Source organism: Butyricimonas muris (assembly GCF_046365375.1).
Classification (GTDB): domain Bacteria; phylum Bacteroidota; class Bacteroidia; order Bacteroidales; family Marinifilaceae; genus Butyricimonas; species Butyricimonas muris.
Genome location: NZ_JBKEIT010000013.1, coordinates 166,529 through 192,657, shown reverse-complemented (window position 1 = coordinate 192,657; position 26,129 = coordinate 166,529). Strand labels below are relative to the sequence as shown.

Below are 26,129 nucleotides of genomic sequence, written 5' to 3'. Positions count from 1 at the left end.
TCAGCGGTGAAACGGAAGAGGGCTTGCGCTCGAAGTATGACCTTCTCGGGGAAGCTGCCCGAGTCACCGTTCCCGGCAAGCGAATCGCCGCTGCCCTCGAGCAATACGGGAAACTAGCCGTTGGCGAGGTGGCTCCTAATTTCACCACGGAGAAGCCCGACGGGAACACCTTCTCGTTGCATGACCTTCCCGCCAAGTTGAAGCTGGTGTACTTCTGGGTTTCAACGAACCCTCTCTGCCGTCAGGACAACACTGACCTCGTGAAGCTTTACCTGCAATACCGCCCGCTGGGTCTGGAAATCGTCAGCATCTCGCTTGACGAGAACCGTGGTGAGTGGCGCAACGCCATCGGTATGGACGGGATGGTGTGGACAAACGGTTCGGACTTGCAAGGCTTCGCCTCCCCGATCGCCCGTCTTTACATGGTGCATGAACTCCCGGCGACGTTTCTCGTTGACGCGGAGAACCGTATCGTGGCGAAAGGCCTCCGCGGGGATGCCCTTCGTGACACGGTGGCGAAATTGCTGAAAAAGAGCAAGAAAAAGTAATCGAGTTTTATAAATTTGGTGCGTGCTAGGGGGGAGTCGAGAAAATGGCTCCCCTCTTTTTATTTATTGTCTACGCCCGTCGGTGAGTTTTTCATGAGGCATAAATTTAATTGTCAATGAAAACAGATTTATCGGGTGTAACTGCACCTTTGAGAGTGTCACCGCTGGTGGCAGATGGCTTGCTTATTCGTCAGGACGAGTATTACAAGAAGTATTTTTATGCCGAAATCGTTTGGATAGAGGCATCGGGTAATTATTGTTATTTTCATTTTAAAGATAACTCCCGGATTACCGTGGCGTGCCGTTTGGGTAGCGTGGAGTGGCAGCTACTGGACGCCTATCTTGTTCGTGTACACCGTGGTTTTATCCTGAACCTGCGTTATGTCGACACGTGGGCGGGTAACTCCTTGCGAGCCGGGGAGAAATGGTTCCCGCTGGGGGACTATTACCGGAAAAACGTGTTGGCTTGTTTTAATATACTGGATACTTCCCGAGAAAACCCGAAAACGGGGAACGGGGAGTAATCGTGTAATTTAATATTCACCGGTCTCGTGGATAAATTTATCGACGGGCTCCGGTGAAAGATCATTCATTTTTATCGGGTAACGTGCTTGTGCCTCGAGAATGGCAATGATTGATAAAAGTTATTTGACGTGTTGGGACGTGGAAAATATTGTACTATCTTTGCAATAGTAACTAAAAATCAGATAGAGATGAAGTACCCGATAGGCATGCAGAGTTTTGACCAGATCATAGAGGACGGTTACGTTTACGTGGATAAGACGGAGATGATATATTCTCTCGTGAAAGGGGGGAAAATTTATTTTTTGAGTCGTCCCCGTCGTTTCGGGAAGAGTTTGTTGGTATCGACCTTGAAGAATTATTTCCTCGGTCGGAAGGAACTTTTCAAGGGATTGGCGATAGAGGGGTTGGAGAAGGATTGGTTGGAGTATCCGGTATTTCACGTGGATTTTAACGGAAGAGATTTCACCCTTGAGGGGACGTTGGAGCATGTTCTTGACGATTATGTTTCGAGATGGGAGGAAGATTGGCAAGTGGAGAGGGGAAAAAGTCCGGTCGTGGGTGATCGTTTTATTCGAGTGCTGGAGCAGGCGCACGCTCGAATAGGTAGGCGAGCGGTGGTGTTAATCGATGAATATGATAAACCTATTCTTGATGTGCTTGACACGGGTTTGGAAACGGTGCTGGGAGAAAACCGGATGTTGCTGGAGGAGCGGCACCGTAACGTGCTGAAGGCTTTTTACTCGGTATTCAAGGCGGCTGACGAACACTTGCAGTTTGTCTTCTTGACGGGGGTGACGAAATTCTCGCAAGTGAGCGTGTTCAGCGGTTTCAATCAGCCGAAAGACATTAGCATGGACGGGCGTTATGAAACGCTTTGCGGGATCACGCAAGAGGAGTTGGAAAGCTATTTCGCGGAGGCGATTGTTGCCATGGCAGCGAAAAGGAAGTGTGGTGTAGAGGTGATTAAACAATTATTAAAACGTCAGTATGACGGTTATCATTTTGGCGAAGAGTTAGTGGATGTCTATAACCCGTTCAGTTTGCTAAACGCTTTCGATTCGATGAGAATACAGGATTATTGGTTCCGGAGCGGTACGCCGACTTACTTGATACGCTTGTTGAACCACACGCGGGAGAATCTCGACGAGTTGACGGGGCGATATTACGATCCGCGGGAGTTCGTGGATTACAAGGCGGACGTGGAGAAGCCATTACCGATGATTTACCAGAGCGGTTACTTGACGATCAAGGATTACAACGCCCGTCGTAACACGTTTTTGCTCGATTTCCCGAATAACGAGGTGAAAAGTGGTTTCCTGACAATGGTTGCCTCGGATTACTTGAAACCGAAATCGAGCGTGAACAATTGGGTACTGGACGTGGTGGATGCGTTGGAGTCGGGTGACACGGAACAATTCCGCGTGCTGTTGACCTCTTTCTTGAGCGACATTCCCTACACGATGCGACGAAAGGAGAACGAGCGTGAACGGGAACGTTATTTCCATTATACCTTCTATTTGCTGATGCGTTTAGTGAGTGTCTACACGGTGTACACGGAGAAACAGCAGAGCGAGGGGCGTGTGGATTGTGTTATCGAGACGGACGCTCACGTTTACATCTTCGAGTTCAAGCTGGACGGCACGGCAGACGAGGCCTTGCGACAGATCGAGGAGAAGGGGTACGCCCTGCCTTACCTGAATGACCGTCGTCAATTGCATCGTGTCGGGGTTAGCTTCTCCTCGGAAACGGGCACCGTGGACGATTGGGAGGTGATCGAGTAGATATTTTCAGGATATATATTACAATATTTTTGCGTCCCGCTTTATCCTCACGGAAAAGGCGGGACGCGATGTTTATAATATTTCAGCAGGTGAGTTGTGAGGAGGCGGGGAAAATGAATCTCGTGTTTTAGGCGTCTGTGTCAGGTTACAGGGTGTTTATACAGTTATTTGGCTGTCTGTGTCATTTCGTTGGTGGGGGGACGTGGGGGAAATATCTTTGTATCGTTGATTTAAAAATAAAAGATGATGAGAATTTTAAAGAATGCGGTACAAGAGGTCGGAGATACCTGAGGAATTCCCCGGGAAGACGGGGAGTAATCCCGGGGAAGACAGGGAACAAAGTCCTTTTAAACTCCTTTCAAAGTCCTTTTAAAGACCTTCGGGAAGGTTTTTGAAAGGAGAGTGATAGGAAAGAGAAACGAACGAGAGTGTTTATTAGTTATTGTTTTCAATTTAATCAGTATGGCTAAAACAGATAAGTTGATATCGGGAAAAGTCGGGAACACGGTTTTTTATCGGGTAGGAGCGGATACCCGGGTGCGGAGTACCCCGGCGGAATACTCGGACGCGAAGACGCCGGAACAGATGGATTGCCGTTCTCAGTTTATGGTGGCGATTTGTTTTTATCGGCACATGGTGGTGACACCCTTGCGGGAAGTGTGGCGTGTGGCGACAGGGGGGATGTCCGCGAGCGGTTACAATTTTTTCATGAGGCTGAACATGAAGGTTTTTAAACCGGACGGGAAGATTGCCGATTTTTCACGTTTGCAGTTGGCGGTGGGGATGTTGCAGAAGGTGAATAATCTTCGGGGTGAGGTGGATGACCGGGACGTCGTAACCTTGACGTGGGAGGAAAATGCCGGGTTGGCTCCGGCAAGGATGGGCGATGAGTTAATGGTGGTCGTGTTGTACGGCGATCGCTCGTTTACTCCCGTGTTTGAAGAAGTGCGGGCGACGAGGGGTGACGGGAAGGCGATGATCCAATTGAACCGGAAGCGAGGCATGGCGGCACATTTGTATTGCTTTTTCCGGGCGAAAGAGGGAAAGGCGTATTCGTCGAGTCAATACTTACGATTTTAGATTTTAAATTTTAGATTGAGTGATTTTAATTTTCAGTTTTCAACTTTCAATTTTCAATTAAAATGAAGAACATGGTTAACAAAATCGAAAAAGGGGAAGAGATAACCCTGTTGTTGTTGCGGCAACTTAAAGAGTATCAACAGGAAGTAAGGTTGGCAATAGAAACGGCGACGAACGTGTCGCACAGGTTGATGACTGCGGCGGAGGTTTGCAAGGCAATGAATATCTCCGCCCACACCTTGCGCCGTTATGAGAAGCTGTTCGCTATTCCCGTGCGGAGAGTAGGGAACAAGAAGTTTTACTTCGAGGCAGAGATCAAGAATAGTATCGTCACGGGATTGAGGTGGTGGAAGGAGTAAAGAACGTGGTCAGTGCGGTTGGCGAGGTGATCGACCGCCTGACTCTCCCGGCGAGGGAGAAGCGGCAACTGGAATCGGATTTGCTACAGGTACTCGCGGAATGGGAACGGGCACGGGTAGAGGCGCAATCGGCAGTATTGCTGGAGGAAGCGAAGGGAAGTTGGTTGCAGCGATCGTGGCGACCGTTGGTGATGTTGGTATTTGCGGTGATCGTGTTGGTCGGAACGTTCACGAACCTGCCGATTCTTGACGATACTTCCCGCTTTTGGGACTTGTTGGAAATCGGTTTGGGCGGTTACGTGGTGGGACGAGGCGGAGAAAAAATTCTGCAAGTCTTCACGCGAAAACGGAAGTGATTCAGTGATTTAATTTTCAATTATTGTGATTTATGAGTTCATTTTCAATTTTCAATTCTCAATTTTCAATTGTCAACCATCGGTTGATGGGCGATCGGGTACGTCATTTGGTTTGCGCGAAGAATACCCGGAAGCTGGTGGGACCGGACATGATTGTCTTGCACTATACCGCCGCGTGGGGAGCCGAGGCTGCCGCGATTTACCTGACAAGACCTGACGTGGGAGCTTCCGCTCATCTGGTAATCGGGCGGGACGGGGAGATCATTCAACTTGTGCCGTTTGACACGGAAGCGTGGCACGCCGGGCGTAGCTGGTACGCGGGGCGGTCGGGATTGAATCGTTATTCCATCGGGATCGAACTGGATAACTTGGGGAAGCTTCGTTTGTCGGGGGGAATGTTCGTTGCCGAGTGCGGGCGGATTGTTCCGGCGGAAGACGTCTTCGCGTACGAATCGGAAGGGAAGTTGACTTACTGGCATCGCTACACGAGGATGCAGGTGCAAACTTTGGCGAAAATTTGTAGCGTGCTGGAGGAGTACTACCCTATCAAAGATGTCGTGGGCCATTCCGCGGTTACGAACCGGAAAATCGATCCGGGGCCGGCGTTGGAGGAAGCGTTTAAAAATTTATGATTTATGATTTCATGATTTTTGATTCATGGATTTAAGTGTTTACATTTTCAATTTTCAACTTTCAATTTTCAATTATTATGGCAGAATTTAATTCTTATTTGTTAGGTAAAGCGAGAAAATCAGTAGGTAACATCACGTTGTGTTACACGAGGAGTAAGAACATCGCGAAAGCGAAAGTATTCACGAGGAAGGATAACCCGACACCAGAGATACTGGCACAGCGGGCGAGGATGAAAGTGTTGGTACAGTTGTCCCGGAGTCTTTTACCGGTGATACGGAAAGGCTTCGTGGGGATCGGGAAGGGGTCGACGTCAAATGCTTTCGTGGCGGCGAACATGAAGGCGGTGACGGTGAACGATAAGAACGAGGCAACCGTTAATTTTGAACAATTGTTGGTGGCTGCCGGGATTATCAATCCGCCGAAGGTGACTGTGACGTACAGCGAGGAAAACCAAAAATTCCTTTTCGAGCAAGAGGGGCAGGAAGAAGAGGACGGGTTCGCGTTGGCTGACGACCAAGTGTACGGCGTGTTGTACGAAACGGAACGGGAACGGGCAAGGCTGGTAGTGTTGAGAGCCCGGGGTGAAAGTGGCAGTACCAGTTACGCGCTCCCGGACGAGTGGGATAACACGAAAGTGAAGGTGTATTGCTTCGCCACGTTGAAGAACGGAAAAAGGGCGTCGGACAGCTTATTGATTCAGTGATTTATACTGGATACTTTTCGGGAGAATCCGAAAACGGGGGAGTAGTTGTGTAATTTAATATTCACCGGGCTCGTGGATAAGTTTATCGATGGGTACCGGTGAATTTTAGTACAAGAGTGTATTTTGGGAGAGTACCCAAGTGGAGAATTTTAACTATGATTGGGGTATTTTTGTTTTATTGTTTTATCTGAAAGATGGTACATTTTCGTATCTTTGTTTTCAAGATAAATTAAATATAGATTTGTATGCTGCAATCACGAACTCTTGAAGACGAAAAAATCCATTTTACGGTTATGGCCATAGAGGCTGGGGCGAAAAAAATGGGAATATCGCCCATGGATATGTATCAACGAATGGAAAAAGTAAATCTTGTAAAACGTCTATTATTAGATTGCTATGACGTGATGCATACCCAGAGTTTAAAACATGTGGCAGAAGATGTAGTTGAGGCTTTACTAAATTGGGAAGCGCGGGAAGGAGGTAATAAATGAGGATCATGCTCTACCATGGTTCTACGCTCCCGATAGAGCATCCTTTGGCACAAGTGGGACGTGAGGATTTAGATTTTGGCAAGGGTTTTTATCTAACAGTTTTACGAACACAGGCTGAACGTTGGGCTAAACGTGTGCAATTGATCCGAGCTAGTGATAGTGCTTGGGTTAATATTTATGAGTTTGATATGGATGTCGCTGTGAAAGAGGGGTATCGTGTACTTTGTCTTAAGAGCTATGATTCTCGTTGGTTGGATTTTATAGTTGTCAGTCGAAGTGGACAACAACCATGGAAAGATTACGACATGATCGAAGGTGGTGTCGCTGATGATCAAGTTATTGATACGGTGGAAGATTATATTAATGGCAATATTACAGTGGAGCAGGCTCTTGGGCAGTTAGCTTATGCGAAGCCCAACCATCAAATATGTTTATTGAGTCAAGAACTTATTGATAATCATTTATATTACGTGAATTGCTTTCGGTTGGATAACAAGGAAAGGAGGTTATAAATGAAAGATCAGGTGCTTTGGAGAAAAATAAGTCGCATTATCATGTTGTTGGCTTCTCGTTTGGAAGTCAGCCCGGAGCGAGCATTGGGAATTTTTTATAATACTAAGGTTTGTCGTATGTTACATGATCCTCGCTATGGTTTATACTTGATGAGTGATCTTTATATTGTCAATGACATATTGCATGAGTTGCAAGGTAAATAGTGGATTATTGTAATATGGAGAAATTTTAAAATGTCGAGGAGGAAAAATGAAAGATCTCCTCGATTTTGTTTTTTGTTTTTAGCAATACCTTTTTGATATGTTATATCGTTTGGAGGGACCTTTCATGCACGATAACTACTTTAATATTCTAAATATGATTGTAATTCTATATAAATGTACGATTTATTCTAAATACGGTTGTAATATTTGGAAGTATATTTTTAGTTGATAGAAATTTTTTTTCGTAAAAAGGTTGGGTAGTTGATTTTTTGGTTTTTATTATATATTTTTATGGAGCGTAAAATAACGTTTTTTGTTTCTACGGGATAGAACATTAGGAAAATATATTAATGGTGGGGTGTAATTGATTTATTGTCAGGTGTAATTACAAGAATGGCGTGTAAAGATAACCATTTAATATTTTCGAGTCTTTGAAAGATTGAAGAATCTAGTTTAATGATATGTGCGGAGGAGAAATTATAATCTAAACATTTAAAAATTGCAGACTATGAAATTATTTGGTTTTCTCTTATTGGCAAGTGTCTTGTTGAGTTGCGTTCGAAATGTTTCGGAAGAAAGTGTTAATGGACGGGAAATTCGTTTTCGTTCTAATATTCAAGACTTGAAATCCGGTAGTTTATCCCGGGTGGATGGGTTTAGTGAAGGGAATAAAATATTTCTTTACATTGCTAAGCGGGAGAGTGCGGATGTTGTTGCTGTTCCTGCAAGTGAAGATCTTTGTAAAATGAACTATGGGCAGGAGGGCGATTTGACTTTTGCGGATGGTGGTGAGCATTATTATCCCGATGGGCGGATAGACGTGTACGGGTATTATTGGGAAAAGGAACATTCGGAACCACAAGAATTGGCCCGAATGAATGTTAGCGTGGAAACAGATCAATCTAACGGTTTGGATAAATCGGATTTTTTGTATGTGAAGGCGGCAGAGGGATATGCAAAAGATGCCGAGCCGATAAAATTGGAGTTTGAACATCTGTTTTCCAAGATCGTGTTGAATATTGCGACGGAAACGCCTGCTACGATTGATTTGACACAATTGGAAAATGTGAAATTGCATGATGTTGTTACTAGCGGGACTCTTAATTTGGGGACGGGTGAAGTCGAGAATGGAGAAGCGAAAGATGAAATTATAATGCCGAAATCCAACAATTCTTCTGTTATTATTTTGCCGCAAGAGATAGAGGATAATAAGAAGTTGTTCTCGTTTCAAGTTGTAGGGATTGAGGAGCCGTTTGAAGTAGAAGTTCCTGCCAATAATTTCGAGCAAGGGAAAGAATATACGTATAACGTGAAAGTGAATAAATACCCGGGTATGGGGCCTGTTGAAATGCAGTTTTCGATGTCAGTAAAAGATTGGTACTCGGAAGAGCCTTATGAGATTGTAATTGAAAAAGGGGAGGAAGTTGAAGTTTTGTTGACGGAGGTCGCTGTGGGAGTGAATATTAGTAAAGCGGATCTTTATCTGGCCTCGGGAGAAGTGAAACGGGAATTGAAAGGGATTGCGGTGGTGGATAATAAGATGAAGTTTGTTTTCCCTCGATTGGTGGAAGGAGGAAGCTTACGATTGGAGAAAGCGATTTTTTACACTGATAATAAAGAGTCGTTTGAATACTATTTTGAGAATAAGGAGTTAAGAGGTAACAATTATGATCGAGTTGATTTGCCTGCACCGAAAATTGGGGATGCCTGGGCAGGAGGAACGATATTTGTAGTTGGAGAGGTTACTGGCTACAATGAAACAGATAATGAATTTGAAACGAATATGGAGGGAATTAATGCTTACCGTGGAAGAGTGGTGGCGAATGAATCGTTGGGGAAATTAATGTGGTGTGATCTTGGAACTAGAGGCTATGAACGAATAGTTGGAGCGACAGATAAGAATAATGGGGCAATTAATACTGATATTGTGAGGACTTTTATAGAAAACCAAGGTGAAGATTTAACTAAGTATCCTGCTTTTAATGCGTGTTTAAATAGAGGAGAAGAGTGGTATTTTCCCGCAATGAATGAAATAAAATATATAGTATCGCGGTTAATTATATTGAATCCTAATATAATAAAACAAGGTGGAGATTTGATAGATGATAGTATTGCGTATGGAAGTTCTACAGAACGAGGGGGAACAGGAAATGGCATTAAAGATTATTGGCGTACGGATAGGTATGATGTTAAAGATAATGCTGCAATAGTTCGAGCCGTCCGAGCCTATTGATAAAACCTTTTGAACTATATGCCGTAATTCTGAAAGAGACCCGTTTGTTCGGTAAGGAATGGATGGGTATCTTTCAGAATTTAAGTTCGTAAACCTTTTAAATTACAGTTTATAAGTCTATATTTGCAAAAAAATTAAAACACAGAACCATGATAATGCATAAAGTTACAACTTTAAATCAATTTATTATTGAGCGGCAGGCGGAGATTCCGGGTGCTACCGGGGAGTTCTCGAGACTTTTACATCATATTGGTATAGCTGCTAAAAAAGTTCATCGTGAGGTGAATAAAGCTGGTTTGGTAGATATATTAGGTAAGGTGGGTTCCATCAATGTCCAGGGTGAGGACCAGCAAAAGTTGGATGTCTATGCCGACAATACTTTTATGGATGAATTAAGGGCAAGTGGTGAGTGTTGCGGGGTTGCAACAGAAGAAAATCAAGATATTGTGGTTTTCGAGGAAGGCTTATGTAGAGATGCCAAGTATGTTATATGTATGGACCCGTTGGACGGCTCGTCGAATATTGACGTGAATGTGTCCGTGGGGACTATTTTTTCAATTTATAAACGTGTTTCTTCGCTCGGGGAACCCTTGACAATGGAGGATTTCTTCCAACCGGGGACGCAACAAGTGGCTGCCGGGTACGTGATTTACGGGTCGTCGACCATGTTGGTGTACACTTCCGGTAACGGGGTGAACGGTTTCACGCTGGATACGTCTATCGGGGAGTTCTGTTTGTCACACCCGAATATGCAGACGCCGGAAAACGGGAAAATCTATTCTATCAACGAGGGTAATTACGTGAATTTCCCCGTGGGAGTGAAGAAATTTATTAAATATTGCCAAGAGAAAGATGATGCAACCAAGCGTCCGTATACTTCTCGTTATATCGGTTCTTTGGTGGCCGATTTCCACCGGAACATGTTGAAAGGGGGAGTATTCCTTTACCCGCAAACCAGCTCGCACCCGACAGGTAAGTTGAGATTGTTGTACGAGTGCAACCCGATGGCATTTATTGCAGAGCAGTCGGGAGGTATGGCGACGGACGGGGAAAGGCGAATCCTTGAGATCGTGCCGGAGGCGCTGCACCAGCGGGTGCCTCTCTATACAGGCTCGAAGAAGATGGTACAGAAGGTTCAGGAGTTTCTGACTTTCTTCAACAATATCTAAGAAACAGAAAGTTCAAATGGATGATGGCACTAGCAATCATCCATTTGAAATTAAAAGAGAAATAAAAATTTATGCTATATGATAACGAAACAGTTAATTGAACCGAAGAGTATCGTGGTCGTGGGCGGCTCGGATGATATACATAAACCGGGCGGAACCGTGTTGAGAAATTTGCAAGATGGTAATTTCAAAGGAGAACTTTACGTGGTAAATCCTAAAATGGATGAAGTGCAAGGTGTGAAGTCTTATCGTGACGTGAAGGATCTTCCGCAAGTGGATTGTGCTATTTTAGCGATTGCCGCTAAATTCTGTCCCACCGCAGTAGAGGTACTTGCCAAACAAAAAAATACAAAAGCATTTATTATTTTGTCTGCCGGGTTCCACGAGGAAAACGAAGAGGGTGCTAAATTAGAGCGTCAGATCGTGGATACGATTGATTCCGTGGGTGGAGCATTGATAGGTCCCAACTGTATTGGGGTTTTGACTAACCATTATAGCGGGGTATTTACCAGTCCGATTCCGGAGTTGAACCCGCAAGGAGTGGATTTGATTTCCGGTTCCGGGGCAACGGCCTTGTTTATCATGGATTCGGGGATGCAGAAAGGTATTAAATTCAATAGCATGTATTCTGTCGGGAACTCTGCCCAGATGGGTGTTGAGGAGATTCTGGAATACATGGATGAATCGTTTGATCCGGAAACGAGTTCCCGCGTGAAGTTGTTGTACGTGGAGAGTATCGAGAAGCCGGAGAAGTTATTGAAGCATGCTTCTTCATTGATTCGTAAAGGTTGCCGTATCGCGGCGGTTAAGTCCGGTGGTTCGGCTGCCGGAAGTCGTGCCGCTTCTTCACACACGGGTGCGTTGGCTAGTTCGGATGTTGCTGTTGAAGCTTTGTTCCGTAAAGCCGGAATCGTGCGTTGTAACGGACGTGACGAGTTGATGACGGTTGCCGGGATCTTCATGCATCCCGAGGTGAAAGGAAAGAATATGGCCGTGGTGACTCACGCGGGAGGTCCTGCCGTGATGTTGACCGATGCGCTCTCCAACGGTGGAATGGATGTGCCGCATATCGAGGGAGAAAAGGCAAAGGAGTTGTTGTCTAAATTATTCGGTGGTTCATCTGTCGGGAATCCGATAGATTTCCTTGCCACGGGTACGGCAGAGCAATTAGGCTTTATTCTGGATGCTTGTGACAAGGATTTTGATAATATCGACGGGATGGCTGTTATTTTCGGGAGCCCGGGATTGTTCCCTGTTTTCGACGTGTACAACGTGCTTGATGAAAAGATGAAGACAAGCAAAAAGCCGATTTTCCCCATCTTCCCGTCATCCAAGATCGTGAAGGCCGAGATCGACGAGTTTGTTTCTAAAGGACGGGTGTATTTCCCTGATGAAGTGTTGTTCGGAAATGCCCTTTGCAAGATATACAAGACTCCCGCGCCTCAACCGGAGCATTTCGATATGCCGGATATGGACGTGAAGAAAATCCGGGAAGTGGTGGATAACGCGCAGAATGGTTATTTGTCACCGGAAGAGATTCACGCTTTGTTGGATGCGGCAGGAGTAGCCAGAGCGAAAGAAGGCGTGTCCGATAACGAGGAGGAAATCGTGAAGATGGCGAAAGAGATCGGGTTCCCGTTGGTAATGAAAGTGGTCGGACCTATTCATAAATCGGATGTCGGCGGAGTCGTGATGAACGTGAACGACGAGGAAACTGTGCGTCGGGAGTTCAAACGGATGATGCAGATCAAAGATACTTACGCTATTATGTTGGCTCAACAGTTGAGCGGTACGCAAGTGTTTATCGGGGCGAAACGCGATGATAAGTTCGGACACATGGTGCTTTGCGGGCTTGGCGGAATCTTTATCGAGGTGCTGAAAGACGTGAAAGCAGGGTTGGCTCCGATGTCCAAGTCAGAGGCTCACGGGTTGATTAAAGAACTGAAATCCTACAAGATTATCCAAGGAGTGCGCGGTCAAGAGCCCGTGAACGAAGATAAGTTCGCCGAGGCTGTGATGCGTATTTCCGCGTTGGTAAAAGTAGCCCCGGAAATCTTTGAGATGGACTTGAACCCGCTTCTGGGTAACAAAGACAACGTGGTTGCCGTGGATGCCCGTATTCGGATTGAAAAATAAAGAAATGAGGGTGTGTGTTAATACACCCTCTAGTCCATAAGGTCTATAAAGTCTATAAGGTCGTAAGGTCAGGCGTTATGGACTTTATGGATCTTACGGCTAAATTAATATATAATGAAGAAGAAGGATTTTATTGTTCTGGGGTGTGTGATTTTGTTTCTGCTCCCTTTTTTCGTGTCGGAAACGGTTTATTCCTTTTACAAGACGTTTAATGCCGAGCACGGTATGATTATGAGTTTCCTGAAATTTGGTATTCTGTCGACTTTCGGGGAGTGTATCGGGTTGCGTATCAGCGCGGGCGTTTATAATCGCAAGGGATTCGGAGTGTTGCCGAGAGCTATCGTGTGGGGAATCCTCGGGATGGGAATCAGTATGGCGATGACGATATTCGCGAATGGTGTTCCTGCGTTCTTGAAAACGATGGGTATGGAGAACGCGACGACCGTGATGGGAGAGGCTTTGTCCGGGCAGAAAGTATTCGTTGCATTCTGTATTTCCGTGGCGATGAATACAATATTTGCTCCCGTGTTTATGACATTGCACAAGATTACCGATACGCATATATTGAGTCATGGCGGTACGTTGGCAGGTCTTTTTACCCCGATACAGATGGGTGAGATTATGGCAAATTTGAATTGGCGGGTACAATGGAATTTCGTGTTCAAGAAGACGATACCTTTTTTCTGGTATCCGGCTCACACGATTACTTTCTTGCTGCCGGGAGATACGCGGGTATTGTTTGCCGCTTTATTGGGTGTCGCTCTCGGAATATTGCTGGCGATCGCCACGCACAAGAAATAAGACGAATATAACTTTTAGACATTTTTGCCGTATAGTTTATAGTTGATACAATAATCACTATAAACTATATTTTTATGGATAAGGTTACAAGGAAAGGTAAAAAGGAGGTCGAAAGACAAGAAGAACCGTTGCGCTTGACTGCTGATCTTGAAGGAAATTATCTTTTGGATGAACGGACAAGTGAAATGAAGTGGTTAGGGATATTTTATTCCCCGGCGGGTGGAAATGTTCATCGGGTGGCTAAAATGCTGAAGAATAAAATCGGTGCCGGTAAAGTGGATATGTTTTGCGTGAATGATGTCCCCGCGGGGAAATTGTTGGATTACAAGAATATGATTCTGGTTTGTTCTTCTCTTGGCAGAAGTACGTGGGAACGGGAGCAGAGAGATCAATGGGCGAAGTTTTTCCCGCAGATGCGTAAGATTTCGTTAAAAGATCGTTTTGTCGCTCTCGTCGGGCTGGGCGATCATATCACGTATCCCAAGAATTTCGTGGACGGGATGGGATACATGGCAGAGTTGGTAACCGGACTCGGTGCGACTTTAGTGGGTAAAACCACCACGGACGGGTACGTGTACGAGGATTCAACTGCCGTGGTTGATGATCTGTTTGTCGGACTGCCTTTGGATGAGGATTTCGAGCCGGAGAAGACGGATGCCCGGATAAACAAATGGTTGGATATGGTGATGCCGGAGTTTGAGGGGGTATAGATCCTTTCAAGAAATTGATTTCGTGAAGAATTTTTCAACTTTCAACTTTCAATTTTCAATTAAATCACTATCTTTGCGCCGCCTATCGAGAATAGGTAGTAATTAATAAGTTAAAAGTAAAAGAATGGCAACTAAAATTAGATTAGCAAGACACGGTCGTAAAGGCCGTCCGTTCTACCATGTAGTGGTAGCAGATAGTAGAGCGCCGCGTGACGGTCGTTATATTGAGAGAATTGGTTCTTACAATCCGATGACTAACCCGGCTACGATTGATTTGAATTTTGACAGAGCATTGTATTGGTTACAAACCGGTGCGCAGCCGACCGATACTGCGAAGGCAATATTGTCTTACGAGGGTGTTCTTTTGAAGAAACACTTGTTGGAAGGAGTGAAGAAAGGTGCGTTTGATATGGCTGCTGCTGATACGAAGTTCGAGGCTTGGAAGAAAGAGAAAATCGCTAAGATTCAGGCTAAGATCGCACGTTTGGCTAACGAGTCTGAAAGTGAATACAAAGCTCGTTTGGAAGCTGAGGCTAAAGTAAAAGAAGCTAAAGCAGAGATTGTAGCTAAGAAACAAGCTGAAATTGCAGCGGCAAAAGCTGAGGCAGAGGCTGCAGCAAGAGCAGAAGTAGAAGCTGCCGCTACAGAGGCTGTTGCAGCGGAAGTAGCTCCGGAGGCTCCGGCAGAAACTCCAGCAGCTGAATAATTTATGATCAAGAGGGAAGATTGTATAAAGATCGGCGAAATCGGTAAGACTCATAACTTACAGGGTGCGTTGATTGTTTACACGGAAAATGATCTTCTTGAACAATACATGGATGAACCGGTGTTTCTTCTTTTGGAAGGAGCACCGGTTCCCTTTTATATCGCGGAAGATGGTCTGACGGCACGGAACCATACTTCTTATATCGTCAAATTTGATTTTGTTGACTCGAAAGAACAGGCGGACCGATTGGTGGGGAGTGATTTGTTGATGGATAAATATCTGCTTGAAGAGGAGGATATGCCTTTGGAACTTTCTGATCTGATCGGGTTTTCCGTGGTTGACGAACCGACAGGTGAAAAAGGGGAGGTTGTGCAGGTTGATAATTATTCGGGAAATGTAGTTCTTTCTATCCGGATATTCTCGAAAGAAATTCTTCTTCCGGTATCCGATGAATACGTGACAGACATTCTTCATGATGAAAGATTGTTGCATGTAAATATTCCTGAAGAAATCAAAGAACTTTATTAAACCTTTTTAGGAATACAAACGTAAACAGATGTGATTTTTCAATCATCATAGTGTCTTATTGGTACTTCCTTGATAGAGTCGAACTCTCTAAAACTTCAATTTTTATTAAACCAAAATTTTCTACGATTTTTATTTCTACTTTAGAACAAATTTATATTTGGAAAATTTTCAAGAAAAATGAAATTATTAATCGTTTTATTATCAGTGTTATGACTGATGATTTTGGAAAACTTGCAACAAGTGTTAGTAAAAATATTTTTCTAATAAGTTTTTTTTCCATAGTTTTGTTCTGTTGGAAAAGGGACCAAAAAGAAAATTTATTATATACGCTAAATGGAACAAACTACAAAGAAAGTGGAGAAACAGAAACAGGCTGTGAACCAAAAGAAAGTGTACACGCAAGAAGAAGCTTATAGTAGTTCTCTTGATTATTTCAAGGGTGACGAGTTGGCTGCACGTGTTTGGGTGAGCAAATATGCTTTAAAAGACTCTTACGGGAATATTTTTGAGTTGAACCCGAATGATATGCACCGTCGTTTAGCTTCAGAAATCGCACGCATCGAAAAGACTTACGCCAACCCGATGAGTGAGGAGGAGATTTTTGAAGTTTTACGTGACTTCAAGTATATCGTACCGCAAGGAGGTCCGATGACCGGAATCGGTAACGATTATCAGATTGCTTCATTGTCTAACTGTTTCGTGATCGGTCACGACGGGCCTTCTGACTCTTACGGGGGAGTGATGAAGATAGATCAGGAGCAAGTACAATTAATGAAGCGAAGAGGCGGGGTGGGACATGACTTGTCGCATATTCGTCCCAAGGGCTCGCCGGTAAAGAATTCGGCCTTAACGTCAACAGGTATTGTTCCCTTTATGGAACGTTACTCTAACTCTACGCGCGAGGTTGCACAAGACGGTCGCCGAGGAGCTTTGATGTTGAGTGTGTCTATCAATCACCCGGATTCCGAGAGCTTTATCGATGCCAAGATGACGGAAGGTAAAGTGACCGGAGCAAATATTTCGGTAAAGATTGACGATGAATTCATGAATGCCGTTGTTGAGGAACGTGATTATATACAAAAATACCCGGTTTATTCCGATGAGCCGAAGAACGTGAAACAGATCAATGCCGTGAAGTTGTGGAACAAGATCGTGTACAACGCTTGGAAATCCGCTGAACCGGGAATCTTATTCTGGGATACGATTATTCGGGAAAGTATACCGGATTGCTATGCGGACTTGGGATATAGAACGGTATCTACCAATCCTTGCGGGGAGATCCCTTTGTGTCCGTATGATTCTTGTCGTTTGCTGGCGATTAACTTGTATTCATACGTGGTAAATCCTTTCACGAAAGAGGCTTATTTCGATTACGATTTATTCAAAAAGCACGTGGCTATCGCTCAACGGTTGATGGATGATATTATTGATCTGGAGCTTGAGAAGATTGATGCTATTTTGGACAAAATTAGTGCGGATCCGGAAGACGATGAGGTTAAGGGTGTTGAAATCCGTTTGTGGGAGAAGATTAAAACGAAAGCCAGAGAAGGACGTCGTACCGGAGTGGGTATCACTGCCGAGGGCGATATGCTGGCTGCTTTGGGTTTGCGTTACGGTAGCGATGAGGCTGTTGATTTCTCCGTGGATATTCACAAGCGATTGGCTATTGCCGCTTACGGTTCTTCTGTCGAGATGGCAAAAGAACGCGGGGCTTTCAAGATTTTTGATGCCAAGAGAGAGGAAAACAATCCGTTTATCACTCGTTTGAGAGAAGCTGATCCGGAGATGTACAAGGATATGGTGAAATACGGACGTCGTAATATTGCTTGTTTGACGATTGCACCCACGGGAACGACCAGTTTGATGACGCAGACGACTTCCGGTATCGAACCGGTGTTCTTGCCCGTTTACAAGAGAAGAAGAAAGGTAAATCCGAATGATAAGAATGTGCGTGTGGATTTCGTTGATGAGACGGGAGATGCTTACGAGGAATTTATAGTATTCCATCATAAATTTGCCCTTTGGATGGAGAAAAACGGGTATGATGTACGCGAACGCTATACGGATGAGGAAATCGATGAGATGGTTGCCAAATCTCCTTACTACAAGGCTACATCCAATGATATCGATTGGGTAGCTAAAGTGCGTATGCAGGGGCGTGTGCAGAAATGGGTAGACCACTCTATCAGTGTTACCGTGAATCTGCCGGCAGACGTGACGGAGGAATTGGTGGGACAGCTTTATATCGAGGCTTGGAAGAGCGGTTGCAAGGGATGTACGGTTTATCGCGACGGTTCTCGTGCGGGAGTACTGGTTTCCAATAAAGATAAGAAGGAAGAGGGTGCGATGCCGTCAAAACGTCCGAGAGAGTTGGATGCGGAGATCGTGCGTTTCCAGAACAACAAGGAAAAATGGATTGCTTTCATCGGTCTTTATAATGGCCGCCCTTACGAGATATTCACCGGTATTGCTGATGACGAGGAAGGTATCATGTTACCGAAAGCCGTGACGGATGGTAAGATTGTCAAGAATACGGACGAGGATGGTAATAGCCGTTATGACTTCCAATTCTCTAACAAGAGAGGTTTCAAAACAACGGTTGAAGGGTTGTCTTACAAGTTTAACAAGGAGTACTGGAATTACGCCAAGTTGATTTCGGGAGTCTTGCGTTACGGGATGCCGATCAATCAAATCGTGGATTTAGTGGCAGCCATGGAATTTGATAACGAGAATATTAACACGTGGAAGAATGGTGTCGAGAGAGCTTTGCGGAAATTCATTCCGGACGGAACCGAGGCTACTGGTTCCGTGTGTGAGAATTGCGGTTCAAAATCTGTCGTTTATCAGGAAGGTTGTTTGATCTGTAAAGTTTGCGGGTCATCCAAGTGCGGTTGATGCTTGATGATAGAAAAATAAAACGGGGAGTTTTTGAACTCCCCGTTTTATTTTTTATTTCTTTTTGCGGTTTCCTTTTCCACTTTTCCGGCCGGAAGCGGCATCTCCCCGTCGGCCTCGGCGGAATTTACGTTCCGGTTTTTCACGTCGGGAGGCAGGTGTTTGGGGCGTAACGGCAGGAGTGGTATTTTTACTTTCGCTTTCCACGAGGGCAAAATCGAGTTGGCGGGCAACGAGATTTGCTTTGGCTACTTTCACGAGTACTTGGTCCCCAAGCTGGTAAACTTTCCGGTGGTGGCGTCCCACGATACAGTAGTTTTCTTCGTCAAATTCATAGTAGTCACCTTCCAGTTCATTGATGGAAACCAGTCCCTCGCATTTGGTGTCATTCAGCTCCACGTAGAATCCCCATTGCGTGACACCGGAAATCGTTCCCATGAAATTTTCTCCTAATTTGTCACTCATGAACTCGACCTGTTTGTATTTGATCGAGGCTCTTTCTGCGTTGGATGCTACTTGTTCCATGTCGGAACAGTGCTTGCACATCTCCTCGTATTTTTCGGCATTGGCAGAACGTCCCCCGTCCAGATACCGTTGCAACAGCCGGTGAGTCATCACGTCGGGGTAACGACGGATGGGTGACGTGAAGTGCGAGTAATAATCGAATGCCAGACCGTAGTGTCCCACGTTTACCGTGGAGTAAACGGCTTTTGCCATGGTACGGATAGCTAGTGTTTCGATCATGTTCTGTTCCGGACGGTTTTGTACATCTTCCATTAATTTGTTCATGGAAGAAGATAGTTGCCGGGGAGAGGTCGTGCGTATTTTGTACCCGAATTTTGCTATGAAACGACCGAAGTCTTCCAGTTTTTCGGTATTGGGTTGCTCGTGGATACGGTACACGAAAGTTTTTGCTTTTTGCCCTTCTTTTGTTTTGCCGATTCTTTCGGCTACTTTTTTGTTGGCGAGCAGCATAAACTCTTCGATCAGTTTGTTGGCTTCTTTCGAGCGTTTAAAATATACTCCCGTGGGTTTACCTTTCTCGTCAATGTCGAAGCGTACTTCAATGCGGTCAAACGCGATAGCGCCGTTTTGGAAACGGGCAGCCCGTAGCTTCTGGGCAAGATCGTTCAGCATTAATATTTCGGTTTTGAAATCACCGTCTTCGCCCTCGATCATGGCTTGCGCTTCTTCATACGTGAAGCGTCTGTCCGATTTGATAACCGTCCGTCCGAACCATTGTTTAATCACTTCAGCGTTCTCGTTCAGTTCGAAGACTGCCGAGAAACAGAGTTTCTCTTCATTCGGACGCAGGGAACATAGCCCGTTGGATAAATGTTCCGGTAGCATGGGTATCGTGCGGTCCACGAGGTAAACAGAGGTTGCGCGGTTATACGCTTCTTTATCCAAGGTCGAGTCGGGTGTCACGTAAAAGCTGACATCGGCAATGTGTATGCCTACCTCGTAGTTCCCGTTTTTTAATTTTCGGAACGAAAGGGCGTCGTCAAAGTCTTTGGCGTCTTTCGGGTCGATCGTGAATGTCGTGATATCCCGGAAATCTTTTCGGTTTTTGATTTCTTCCTCGGGAATAGCGTCTTTTATTTTTTTCGCGGCTTTCTCCACCGTGGTGGGGAATTGAACCGGAAGTTCGAATTCTGCCATGATGGCGTTCATTTCGGTATCATTATCTCCCGGGGTACCCAGTACTTGGAGTACTTTGCCTATCGGGTTCTTTTGGTTTTCTGGCCATTCGGTAATCTTGACGATGGCTTTCTCCCCGTCTTTTGCCCCGTTCAATTCGTTCAACGGGATAAAGATATCGTAAGGCAGTTGTTTGCCGGTTGGTACAAGGAAAGCGTATTGTTTGGAGCATTGGATGATACCCACGAAAGTTTCTTTCTTGCGTTCCAGAATCTCTACCACTTCCCCTTCCGGGCGACGTCTGGAACTTCGAGCGTAGAGCAAGACCTTTACTTTGTCCCCGTTCAAGGCATGGTTCAAACCGACCTGCGGGATAAACACGTCTTCCTTGCATTCGTCGGAAACCAAGTAGGCAGTACCCTTGGCAGTCAAGTCGATGATTCCCGTGACGTAAACGGTACTTATTTTGAATTTAAATTGTCCGGTTGATTCTTCCGAGAGCATATTGTCGTTTTTCATCTCGTAGAGAACCGTCATGATTAATTGTTTCGCGTTCATGTTTTTGATCCCCAATCGCTGCGCCAACTGTTTGTAATTAAAATGTTCGTTGGGGTTCGCGGAGAATATATCGTATAACATCCGGCGTATTTCTTTTTTACCGATGTCTCGCTTTGTTTTTTTTTCTTTTCTTGGCATATTTTGAATTTAAATATAGGCTTGATTCCTGATCGTTGATTAAAACGAGGCTACTAATATACTAACTTTTTGTTTGAGTTTATACGTTTCTTCACGAGAGAATGATCCGTGTATAACTCTTTTCAGTGCTTTAATTATTATGAAATTTAAAAAATACTGAATTGTTGTACCCATTTTTTGTTTTTCTTTCGTTATGGATATGAACTTAATGGATTTTTTTACCAAAAACAAACATTTTTATGAAGAAAAGTATTGGATATTTTTTATGGGTGTCTTTTATCTTTATGCTGTTTGGTTGTGCTGAATTGTATAAAGGTGATGAGGATGAGCAAGTGGAGGTGATACTTCCTCCGGGGCCGACTTACACGGCTGAAACAGAGCATACTTTAAATGTAGTGTATTATGTGCCTGCCGATGAATACGATCGGGAATATTGGCATTGGCGTCTATCCGGCTTCGCTCTTGACATGCAGAAGTATTTCGAATTGTGTTTGCAGAGAAACCGGATTCCCAACAAGAAATTCGGTTTGATCGTGAACGAGAATCCCGATTACGTGAAGATGCACTATATCAAGAGCTCTCTACCTACCGACCAGATGATAGAAAAGAATATGCCCAAGATGGCGGAAGAGGTGCTAGCTTATTTCGAGCAGCATCCAGAGGAAAAAACTAGCGATAACTACTTGGTATTTATGCCTAAATACACGGGTAGTTTTTGTGCGCATTATAGTTTGGGTACTTATTCCGGTATCGCTTTCTGTGGCGTGGATCATGAGAAATTTAAAGTACGTTATTTAACTTCAAGCCGGGGACGTGAAGCGCATTTGGCTTCTTACGGGGAGGTGCTGCATACTTTGGCACGTTCTTTCGGGGTTCCATTGGAATCACATAAAATGAGTAGTGCGACGTTTTCTCTCGTGGGAGCGGTAAAGTCAAAAGCTGTTAGTAAGATTTACAGGTGGGAGTGGTTTTACACGCGATATTGTAGTAACTCTGGAAATACACTAAATTTGCCTAAGGGGGGTATTTTGGATAAAGTGATTCTACCGGAAGCTGCGGCACGATTCTTGGAAAAACATCCATTGTTTAGTAATGTCGCTCCCGTGGAACCAGAGCCGTTGGAGGTGACGATCGACGAGTGGGATATAAGGAGTTTACCGGGTAATCCGGCGCTTGAGGAGGATTCTGTTTTTGTTGCTTGTACATTCCATAGTAATAAGCCTGTTGACGGGATAATTCTTTACAACGATCCGTGGGCTTCCCACGATGTCACCGTTTCGTATGAACCTATTAATGCTGCAAGTTATGCTGCATACCAGGCTGCAAGTGAGGCATTGGAACGCAATGAAACTTGGGATGGGGGTAACGATGCTTATGGTGTTTATAAAAATATATTGTATGCAGAGGATTTAGGGAATAACACCTATCGTGTCACTTTTGACATTGCCATGGGGGATTTATTTCTCAATAAACCGTTTTTTGGAACATGGTCTAAATCCTTTGGAGCGGAGTTACGGTTTAGATTTATTGGGAAAGATGGATCCCGCTGTCCGTCCTATCCCTCGGTAAAAGGATCTTTAACCTGTGAAACAGGGGGAGATTATAGGCGTTTGTATAGATTGTCATATACCGCATCAAATTCTCCGATTACGCATAATATTGCTACACTTTACGGTACTAAAGAGTAGAAATAATAGATGGCATTGATTTTTAATTATCAAATACAGATTATGAAAGAATTGAGTTTTCGTTTCAGGTTTAGAGGGAGTCCGAAATCGATAGAATGGATACGGGTGATAAAACTATTCGTTTTGTTTGTCATGTTGTCTTCGGAGTCACTTTTTGCTACCGTGAAGGCACAGCAGGTGAGATTGAATTTAGAGATAGAAAACAAGTCTTTGGTTGAGGTCATGGATTTGTTGAAAGAGAAAGCTGGGGTACAATTCGTGTATTCGGGTGCGGATGTGAAAAGTGTGAACAATATCTCGGTATCGATAAAAGATAAAAATGTGGTTGAGATATTGGATATCGTGTTGAAAGGAACCAATCTTACGTATGTGCAGGAAGGAAATTTGATTATCTTGCGCCATGCGACTCTAGTGCAGGCGAAAGACGAGAAGCCAAGAGTCGTGACGGGTACTGTGACAGGAATGGTGAAAACCGATACCCTTGCGGGTGTGACTGTGCAAATCAAGGGTACTACAGTGGGAACGGTTACCGACATCAAAGGACGTTACAAATTGACTCTACCTGTTAGTAATGATGTGGAATTGATTTTTTCGTTTATCGGGAAAAAAGCTAAAACGGTAAAATACACTGGACAAACCGAATTGAACGTGATTTTGGAAGACGATGCTGAAGCTTTGGATGAGGTGGTTGCTTTGGGATACTTGAACACGGATAAAAAGAAATTGACCAGTGCGGTAACCACCTTGAAAGCGGAGGACATCATGATGCCGGGGGTATCTTCTATTGACAAGATGTTGGAAGGACACGTACCGGGATTGATCTTCATGCAGAACTCCGGGCAGGTAGGGGCCACACCTCGTTTACGTATCCGGGGAACTTCCACCGTGTTGGGAAGTCAAGAACCTTTGTGGGTATTGGACGGTGTTGTATTGACTGATCCGGTGAATGTCGACCCAACTGACATCAACGATTTGGACTTCGTGAACTTGTTGGGAAACGCTATTTCCGGTTTGAATCCCTATGATATCGAGGACATCAACATATTGAAGGATGCCTCTGCCACTGCTTTGTATGGAACGAAAGCTGCCAATGGGGTAATTGTCATCACCACGAAAAAAGGGAAAGTGGGTCCCTTGCGCTTGAATTACCACGTGGACGGGAGTTTTGCCCGCCGCCCGCGTTATTCGGATCGGGCGATTTACTTGATGAATTCTCGAGAACGTGTCGATTACTCCCGCGAGGCAATAGAGAAAGGAATGAAATATAATAGTACTGAAGATGGATGGACTGGTTACGAGGCTTTGGTCGAGCAATACAAAAAAGGCTTGATTAGTTTCGATAAGTTCCAAGAAGAGGTTACCCGGTTTGAAACTATGAACACCGATTGGTTGGGTGAGATCACGAGAAACTCGTTCTCACACAATCACACACTCTCCTTTTCCGGGGGATCCGAGAATTTCAGGTATCATGCCTCCCTTGGTTATGGGCGGGAAAATGGTGTATTGGTCAAAGAGTCGGCTGATCGCTACAATTCGGTATTAAACTTGAATTTTACGCAAAATAAATTCAGTGCCCAATTTAAGTTGTCAGCTAATGTGCGCGAGCAAGACCATACTCCCGCAGATGTAGGTTTGATGGATTATGCTTATGGAACCAGTCGTGCAGTACCCTTGTACGATAAAGACGGGACGTTGCATTATCATCAGGTACAAAAAAACCAAAGACCTGTTTATTTTAACGTGTTGAATGAACGAGATAACTCTTATAATAAGGTGAAAGGCCACACGGTAAGTTTTATGACTAATTTGTCTTATGAGATTATCCCTCGTTTGAAAGCGCAGGCAACTCTCTCGTATTCACTGTCCGATACGGATAATGAAACCTATCACGCTGAAAATACTGCGTATGCGTACGGTTATTCTTACTTTCAGAAAGATCCGCGGTACAATGATTTCGTATCTAATAGACAAGCAACATTGCCTTTCGGGGGAGAATTACAGAAGGATAACACGAAAAACAATAGTTATACCCTGCGTGGGCAAGTTAATTACTACCATTATTTGGATGAGTACGAGCAGCATATGCTGTCTGTAGACGTGGGGGGAGAGTTGAGTTCTTCCAAATATACAGGATTTGCTAAAACTATCCGTTGTTATTTGCCGGATCGCGGTATGACGGTAAATAAGGTGGATGAAGAAGTGTACTTTAAGTATGCAGAGTGGTTAGCCTCTGATCCCAATGCTTTGGGTAAATTGAAAGATAGAACCTCCAACAAAGTCGGGTTGTATGGGTCATTGACTTATAGTTTCCGTAATGCTTATATTTTCAACGTGAATGCCCGTTTGGATTTCTCTAATGAATTCGGTAATCTGACAAATGACAAGATTCTCCCGGTCTGGTCGTTGTCCGGACGCTGGAATTTGAAAGAGAATGTGCTTGCTAATGTGAATTGGATTAACAACGTGGCGTTGCGTGCTTCTTTTGGTTACCAGGGAAATATCACCAACGAGGCTACTCCGGAATTGATTATTCAAAAGGGTGAGGTAAATCAGGTATTCAACGAATATCAATCCACGATTAAGACTTTCCCGAATCCGGATTTGGGATGGGAGAAGACGGCTTCGTTCAACACGAGTGTCGATTTCTCTTTGTTTAACAACTCGTTGAAAGGTATGGTTTCCTACTTCTACAAGAAAACCAAAAATGCCTACTTGACCAAAAAGGTGTCTCGCGTAAATGGGGTTGCTTCTTACAAGGTGAACGAAGGTACAGTGGAGAACTCCGGATTCGAGTTTAGTTTCAATATTGTTCCGATGAATCGCATGCTTTCCGATATCAGCTCCAGCGGTGAGCGGAAAGGATTCCGTTGGAGTATCGACCCGCAATTGGGGCAGGTGGTGAATAAGTTGATCAATAAATTGGGACGAGGTAGCGATTTCGATCCTTTGCATGACGATTTCAACTATCAAGACTATTTGAATGGAAACGCTTACGTGAATGGGCGTCCATTGAATTCTTTCTTTTCTTACGAATTCACTGGATTGGATCCGGCAGATGGGCGTCCCACTTTTGCCCGAGTGGAAGAGGATCTTTGGGATCAATATATTGATATGCCAAAGAGTAAGGTGTTTACTACCATCATGCAATACTCCGGGTGCCGGGTGCCTTACTTGCAGGGAGGGATTTCTAACACGTTTGAGTATAACAACTTTATCTTGAGTTTTAACCTTGCTTACAGCATCGGTTCCAAGGTGCGTTTGTTAAAATTGTATGATAATGTTAGTGGTTCCAGCGTTCCACAACCGATCAAAAATATGCGCAAGGAATTTGTGCATCGTTGGAAACGTCCCGGGGATGAAAAAAACACCAATATTCCGGGAATGTTGAAGGCTGAAGATTTTTCGGCTTCTATAAACAGCCCTTGGTGGAAAAACGAACCGTTTAAGTTTGCCGATCACATTTGGCAGATGTACGATTTCTCGAATATTCGAGTAGTGAGTGGTAATTATCTGAAATTACAATCCATGAGTTTGCGATACGTGATGCCGCAAAAGATCTGCAAGCACTTGCACGTGAAGAATATGTATGTGTCCTTGTCGGGATCGAATCTATTTACTTGGAGTGCGAAGGAGTTGCGCGGACAGGATCCGACCTCGCAGTCTGGGTCTGCTGATCGCATTAACTTGTCCGTGCGTCCCACTTATTCTTTTAGTATAGATGTATCATTCTAAAA

The 26,129-nt window shown here is 44.5% G+C and carries 22 protein-coding genes; 21 read left to right on the top strand and 1 reads right to left on the bottom strand.

The features are described 5' to 3' along the window. From ACK8P8_RS19595 to ACK8P8_RS19505, 19 genes are all read left to right on the top strand, one after another. Positions 1-548: TlpA family protein disulfide reductase (locus tag ACK8P8_RS19595; RefSeq protein ID WP_410026160.1), on the top strand; the 548-nt coding region annotated here is incomplete at its 5' end. Positions 549-664: 116 nt separating this feature from the next. After that, positions 665-1,072, top strand: coding sequence for a LytR/AlgR family response regulator transcription factor (locus ACK8P8_RS19590; protein ID WP_237961806.1), 408 nt, complete (start codon positions 665-667; stop codon positions 1,070-1,072). Between the two features lie 189 nt (positions 1,073-1,261). Then, positions 1,262-2,854, top strand: coding sequence for a PD-(D/E)XK nuclease domain-containing ATP-binding protein (locus ACK8P8_RS19585; protein WP_369860256.1), 1,593 nt, complete (start codon positions 1,262-1,264; stop codon positions 2,852-2,854). A 462-nt stretch (positions 2,855-3,316) separates the two neighbouring features. After that, complete coding sequence (locus ACK8P8_RS19580; RefSeq protein WP_369860255.1) at positions 3,317-3,934, top strand: DUF6266 family protein; 618 nt, start codon at positions 3,317-3,319, stop codon at positions 3,932-3,934. Positions 3,935-4,005: 71 nt separating this feature from the next. After that, entirely contained in the window at positions 4,006-4,293 is a 288-nt protein-coding gene (locus ACK8P8_RS19575; protein WP_369860254.1) for a MerR family transcriptional regulator, read from the top strand. Then, positions 4,278-4,649: a 3TM-type holin gene (locus ACK8P8_RS19570; protein ID WP_410026159.1), complete on the top strand. Its 372-nt coding sequence runs from the start codon at positions 4,278-4,280 to the stop codon at positions 4,647-4,649. Before ACK8P8_RS19575 ends, ACK8P8_RS19570 begins: the two co-directional genes overlap by 16 nt. A 32-nt stretch (positions 4,650-4,681) precedes the next feature. Next, positions 4,682-5,281, top strand: coding sequence for an N-acetylmuramoyl-L-alanine amidase (locus ACK8P8_RS19565; protein WP_099291686.1), 600 nt, complete (start codon positions 4,682-4,684; stop codon positions 5,279-5,281). 77 nt (positions 5,282-5,358) lie between these two features. Beyond that, positions 5,359-5,985 (top strand): DUF6266 family protein, encoded by a 627-nt coding sequence (locus ACK8P8_RS19560; RefSeq protein WP_369860251.1) that lies wholly within the window; start codon positions 5,359-5,361, stop codon positions 5,983-5,985. A gap of 245 nt (positions 5,986-6,230) precedes the next feature. Then, positions 6,231-6,476 (top strand): DUF3791 domain-containing protein, encoded by a 246-nt coding sequence (locus tag ACK8P8_RS19555; RefSeq protein WP_099291688.1) that lies wholly within the window; start codon positions 6,231-6,233, stop codon positions 6,474-6,476. Positions 6,477-6,481: 5 nt separating this feature from the next. Further along, positions 6,482-6,988, top strand: a complete 507-nt coding sequence (locus tag ACK8P8_RS19550) for a DUF3990 domain-containing protein (RefSeq protein WP_369860250.1) — start codon at positions 6,482-6,484, stop codon at positions 6,986-6,988. Continuing rightward, complete coding sequence (locus tag ACK8P8_RS19545) at positions 6,989-7,192, top strand: DUF3791 domain-containing protein (RefSeq protein WP_099291690.1); 204 nt, start codon at positions 6,989-6,991, stop codon at positions 7,190-7,192. Between the two features lie 508 nt (positions 7,193-7,700). After that, complete coding sequence (locus ACK8P8_RS19540) at positions 7,701-9,425, top strand: fimbrillin family protein (protein WP_369860247.1); 1,725 nt, start codon at positions 7,701-7,703, stop codon at positions 9,423-9,425. Between the two features lie 149 nt (positions 9,426-9,574). Beyond that, on the top strand, positions 9,575-10,594 hold the full coding sequence (gene fbp / locus ACK8P8_RS19535; protein WP_218014301.1) for a class 1 fructose-bisphosphatase: 1,020 nt from the start codon (positions 9,575-9,577) through the stop codon (positions 10,592-10,594). 78 nt (positions 10,595-10,672) lie between these two features. Continuing rightward, complete coding sequence (locus tag ACK8P8_RS19530; protein ID WP_186975939.1) at positions 10,673-12,730, top strand: acetate--CoA ligase family protein; 2,058 nt, start codon at positions 10,673-10,675, stop codon at positions 12,728-12,730. Between the two features lie 114 nt (positions 12,731-12,844). Next, on the top strand, positions 12,845-13,531 hold the full coding sequence (locus ACK8P8_RS19525) for a hypothetical protein (protein WP_186975938.1): 687 nt from the start codon (positions 12,845-12,847) through the stop codon (positions 13,529-13,531). A 74-nt stretch (positions 13,532-13,605) separates the two neighbouring features. Continuing rightward, positions 13,606-14,241 carry a flavodoxin domain-containing protein gene (locus tag ACK8P8_RS19520; protein ID WP_099291694.1) on the top strand — a complete coding sequence of 212 codons (636 nt, stop codon included), beginning with the start codon at positions 13,606-13,608 and terminating at the stop codon, positions 14,239-14,241. A gap of 124 nt (positions 14,242-14,365) precedes the next feature. Then, positions 14,366-14,947: a 30S ribosomal protein S16 gene (locus ACK8P8_RS19515; protein ID WP_186975932.1), complete on the top strand. Its 582-nt coding sequence runs from the start codon at positions 14,366-14,368 to the stop codon at positions 14,945-14,947. Positions 14,948-14,950: 3 nt separating this feature from the next. Then, on the top strand, positions 14,951-15,475 hold the full coding sequence (gene rimM, locus ACK8P8_RS19510) for a ribosome maturation factor RimM (RefSeq protein ID WP_369860246.1): 525 nt from the start codon (positions 14,951-14,953) through the stop codon (positions 15,473-15,475). A gap of 333 nt (positions 15,476-15,808) precedes the next feature. Further along, positions 15,809-18,370: an adenosylcobalamin-dependent ribonucleoside-diphosphate reductase gene (locus ACK8P8_RS19505; protein WP_099291705.1), complete on the top strand. Its 2,562-nt coding sequence runs from the start codon at positions 15,809-15,811 to the stop codon at positions 18,368-18,370. A 54-nt stretch (positions 18,371-18,424) separates the two neighbouring features. Here ACK8P8_RS19505 and rnr read toward each other — a convergent pair whose 3' ends face one another. Further along, entirely contained in the window at positions 18,425-20,707 is a 2,283-nt protein-coding gene (gene rnr / locus ACK8P8_RS19500; protein WP_369860243.1) for a ribonuclease R, read from the bottom strand. Positions 20,708-20,946: 239 nt separating this feature from the next. On the opposite strand from rnr, the gene ACK8P8_RS19495 reads away from it, so the two are divergent. Both ACK8P8_RS19495 and ACK8P8_RS19490 read left to right on the top strand, forming a co-directional pair. Next, positions 20,947-22,395, top strand: a complete 1,449-nt coding sequence (locus ACK8P8_RS19495) for a hypothetical protein (RefSeq protein WP_369860242.1) — start codon at positions 20,947-20,949, stop codon at positions 22,393-22,395. A gap of 42 nt (positions 22,396-22,437) precedes the next feature. After that, positions 22,438-26,127 (top strand): SusC/RagA family TonB-linked outer membrane protein, encoded by a 3,690-nt coding sequence (locus ACK8P8_RS19490; RefSeq protein WP_186975927.1) that lies wholly within the window; start codon positions 22,438-22,440, stop codon positions 26,125-26,127. The last annotated feature ends 2 nt before the right edge of the window (positions 26,128-26,129 follow it).

Coding starts and splice junctions, on each gene's coding strand:
- ACK8P8_RS19555 (WP_099291688.1), top strand. CDS start 6,231: ATGCTGCAATCACGAACTCTTGAAGACGAAAAAATCCATTTTACGGTT.
- fbp (WP_218014301.1), top strand. CDS start 9,575: ATGATAATGCATAAAGTTACAACTTTAAATCAATTTATTATTGAGCGG.
- ACK8P8_RS19545 (WP_099291690.1), top strand. CDS start 6,989: ATGAAAGATCAGGTGCTTTGGAGAAAAATAAGTCGCATTATCATGTTG.
- ACK8P8_RS19585 (WP_369860256.1), top strand. CDS start 1,262: ATGAAGTACCCGATAGGCATGCAGAGTTTTGACCAGATCATAGAGGAC.
- ACK8P8_RS19495 (WP_369860242.1), top strand. CDS start 20,947: ATGAAGAAAAGTATTGGATATTTTTTATGGGTGTCTTTTATCTTTATG.
- ACK8P8_RS19540 (WP_369860247.1), top strand. CDS start 7,701: ATGAAATTATTTGGTTTTCTCTTATTGGCAAGTGTCTTGTTGAGTTGC.
- rimM (WP_369860246.1), top strand. CDS start 14,951: ATGATCAAGAGGGAAGATTGTATAAAGATCGGCGAAATCGGTAAGACT.
- ACK8P8_RS19490 (WP_186975927.1), top strand. CDS start 22,438: ATGAAAGAATTGAGTTTTCGTTTCAGGTTTAGAGGGAGTCCGAAATCG.
- ACK8P8_RS19550 (WP_369860250.1), top strand. CDS start 6,482: ATGCTCTACCATGGTTCTACGCTCCCGATAGAGCATCCTTTGGCACAA.
- ACK8P8_RS19520 (WP_099291694.1), top strand. CDS start 13,606: ATGGATAAGGTTACAAGGAAAGGTAAAAAGGAGGTCGAAAGACAAGAA.
- ACK8P8_RS19575 (WP_369860254.1), top strand. CDS start 4,006: ATGGTTAACAAAATCGAAAAAGGGGAAGAGATAACCCTGTTGTTGTTG.
- ACK8P8_RS19590 (WP_237961806.1), top strand. CDS start 665: ATGAAAACAGATTTATCGGGTGTAACTGCACCTTTGAGAGTGTCACCG.
- ACK8P8_RS19515 (WP_186975932.1), top strand. CDS start 14,366: ATGGCAACTAAAATTAGATTAGCAAGACACGGTCGTAAAGGCCGTCCG.
- ACK8P8_RS19530 (WP_186975939.1), top strand. CDS start 10,673: ATGATAACGAAACAGTTAATTGAACCGAAGAGTATCGTGGTCGTGGGC.
- rnr (WP_369860243.1), bottom strand. CDS start 20,707: ATGCCAAGAAAAGAAAAAAAAACAAAGCGAGACATCGGTAAAAAAGAA.
- ACK8P8_RS19525 (WP_186975938.1), top strand. CDS start 12,845: ATGAAGAAGAAGGATTTTATTGTTCTGGGGTGTGTGATTTTGTTTCTG.
- ACK8P8_RS19580 (WP_369860255.1), top strand. CDS start 3,317: ATGGCTAAAACAGATAAGTTGATATCGGGAAAAGTCGGGAACACGGTT.
- ACK8P8_RS19565 (WP_099291686.1), top strand. CDS start 4,682: ATGAGTTCATTTTCAATTTTCAATTCTCAATTTTCAATTGTCAACCAT.
- ACK8P8_RS19505 (WP_099291705.1), top strand. CDS start 15,809: ATGGAACAAACTACAAAGAAAGTGGAGAAACAGAAACAGGCTGTGAAC.
- ACK8P8_RS19560 (WP_369860251.1), top strand. CDS start 5,359: ATGGCAGAATTTAATTCTTATTTGTTAGGTAAAGCGAGAAAATCAGTA.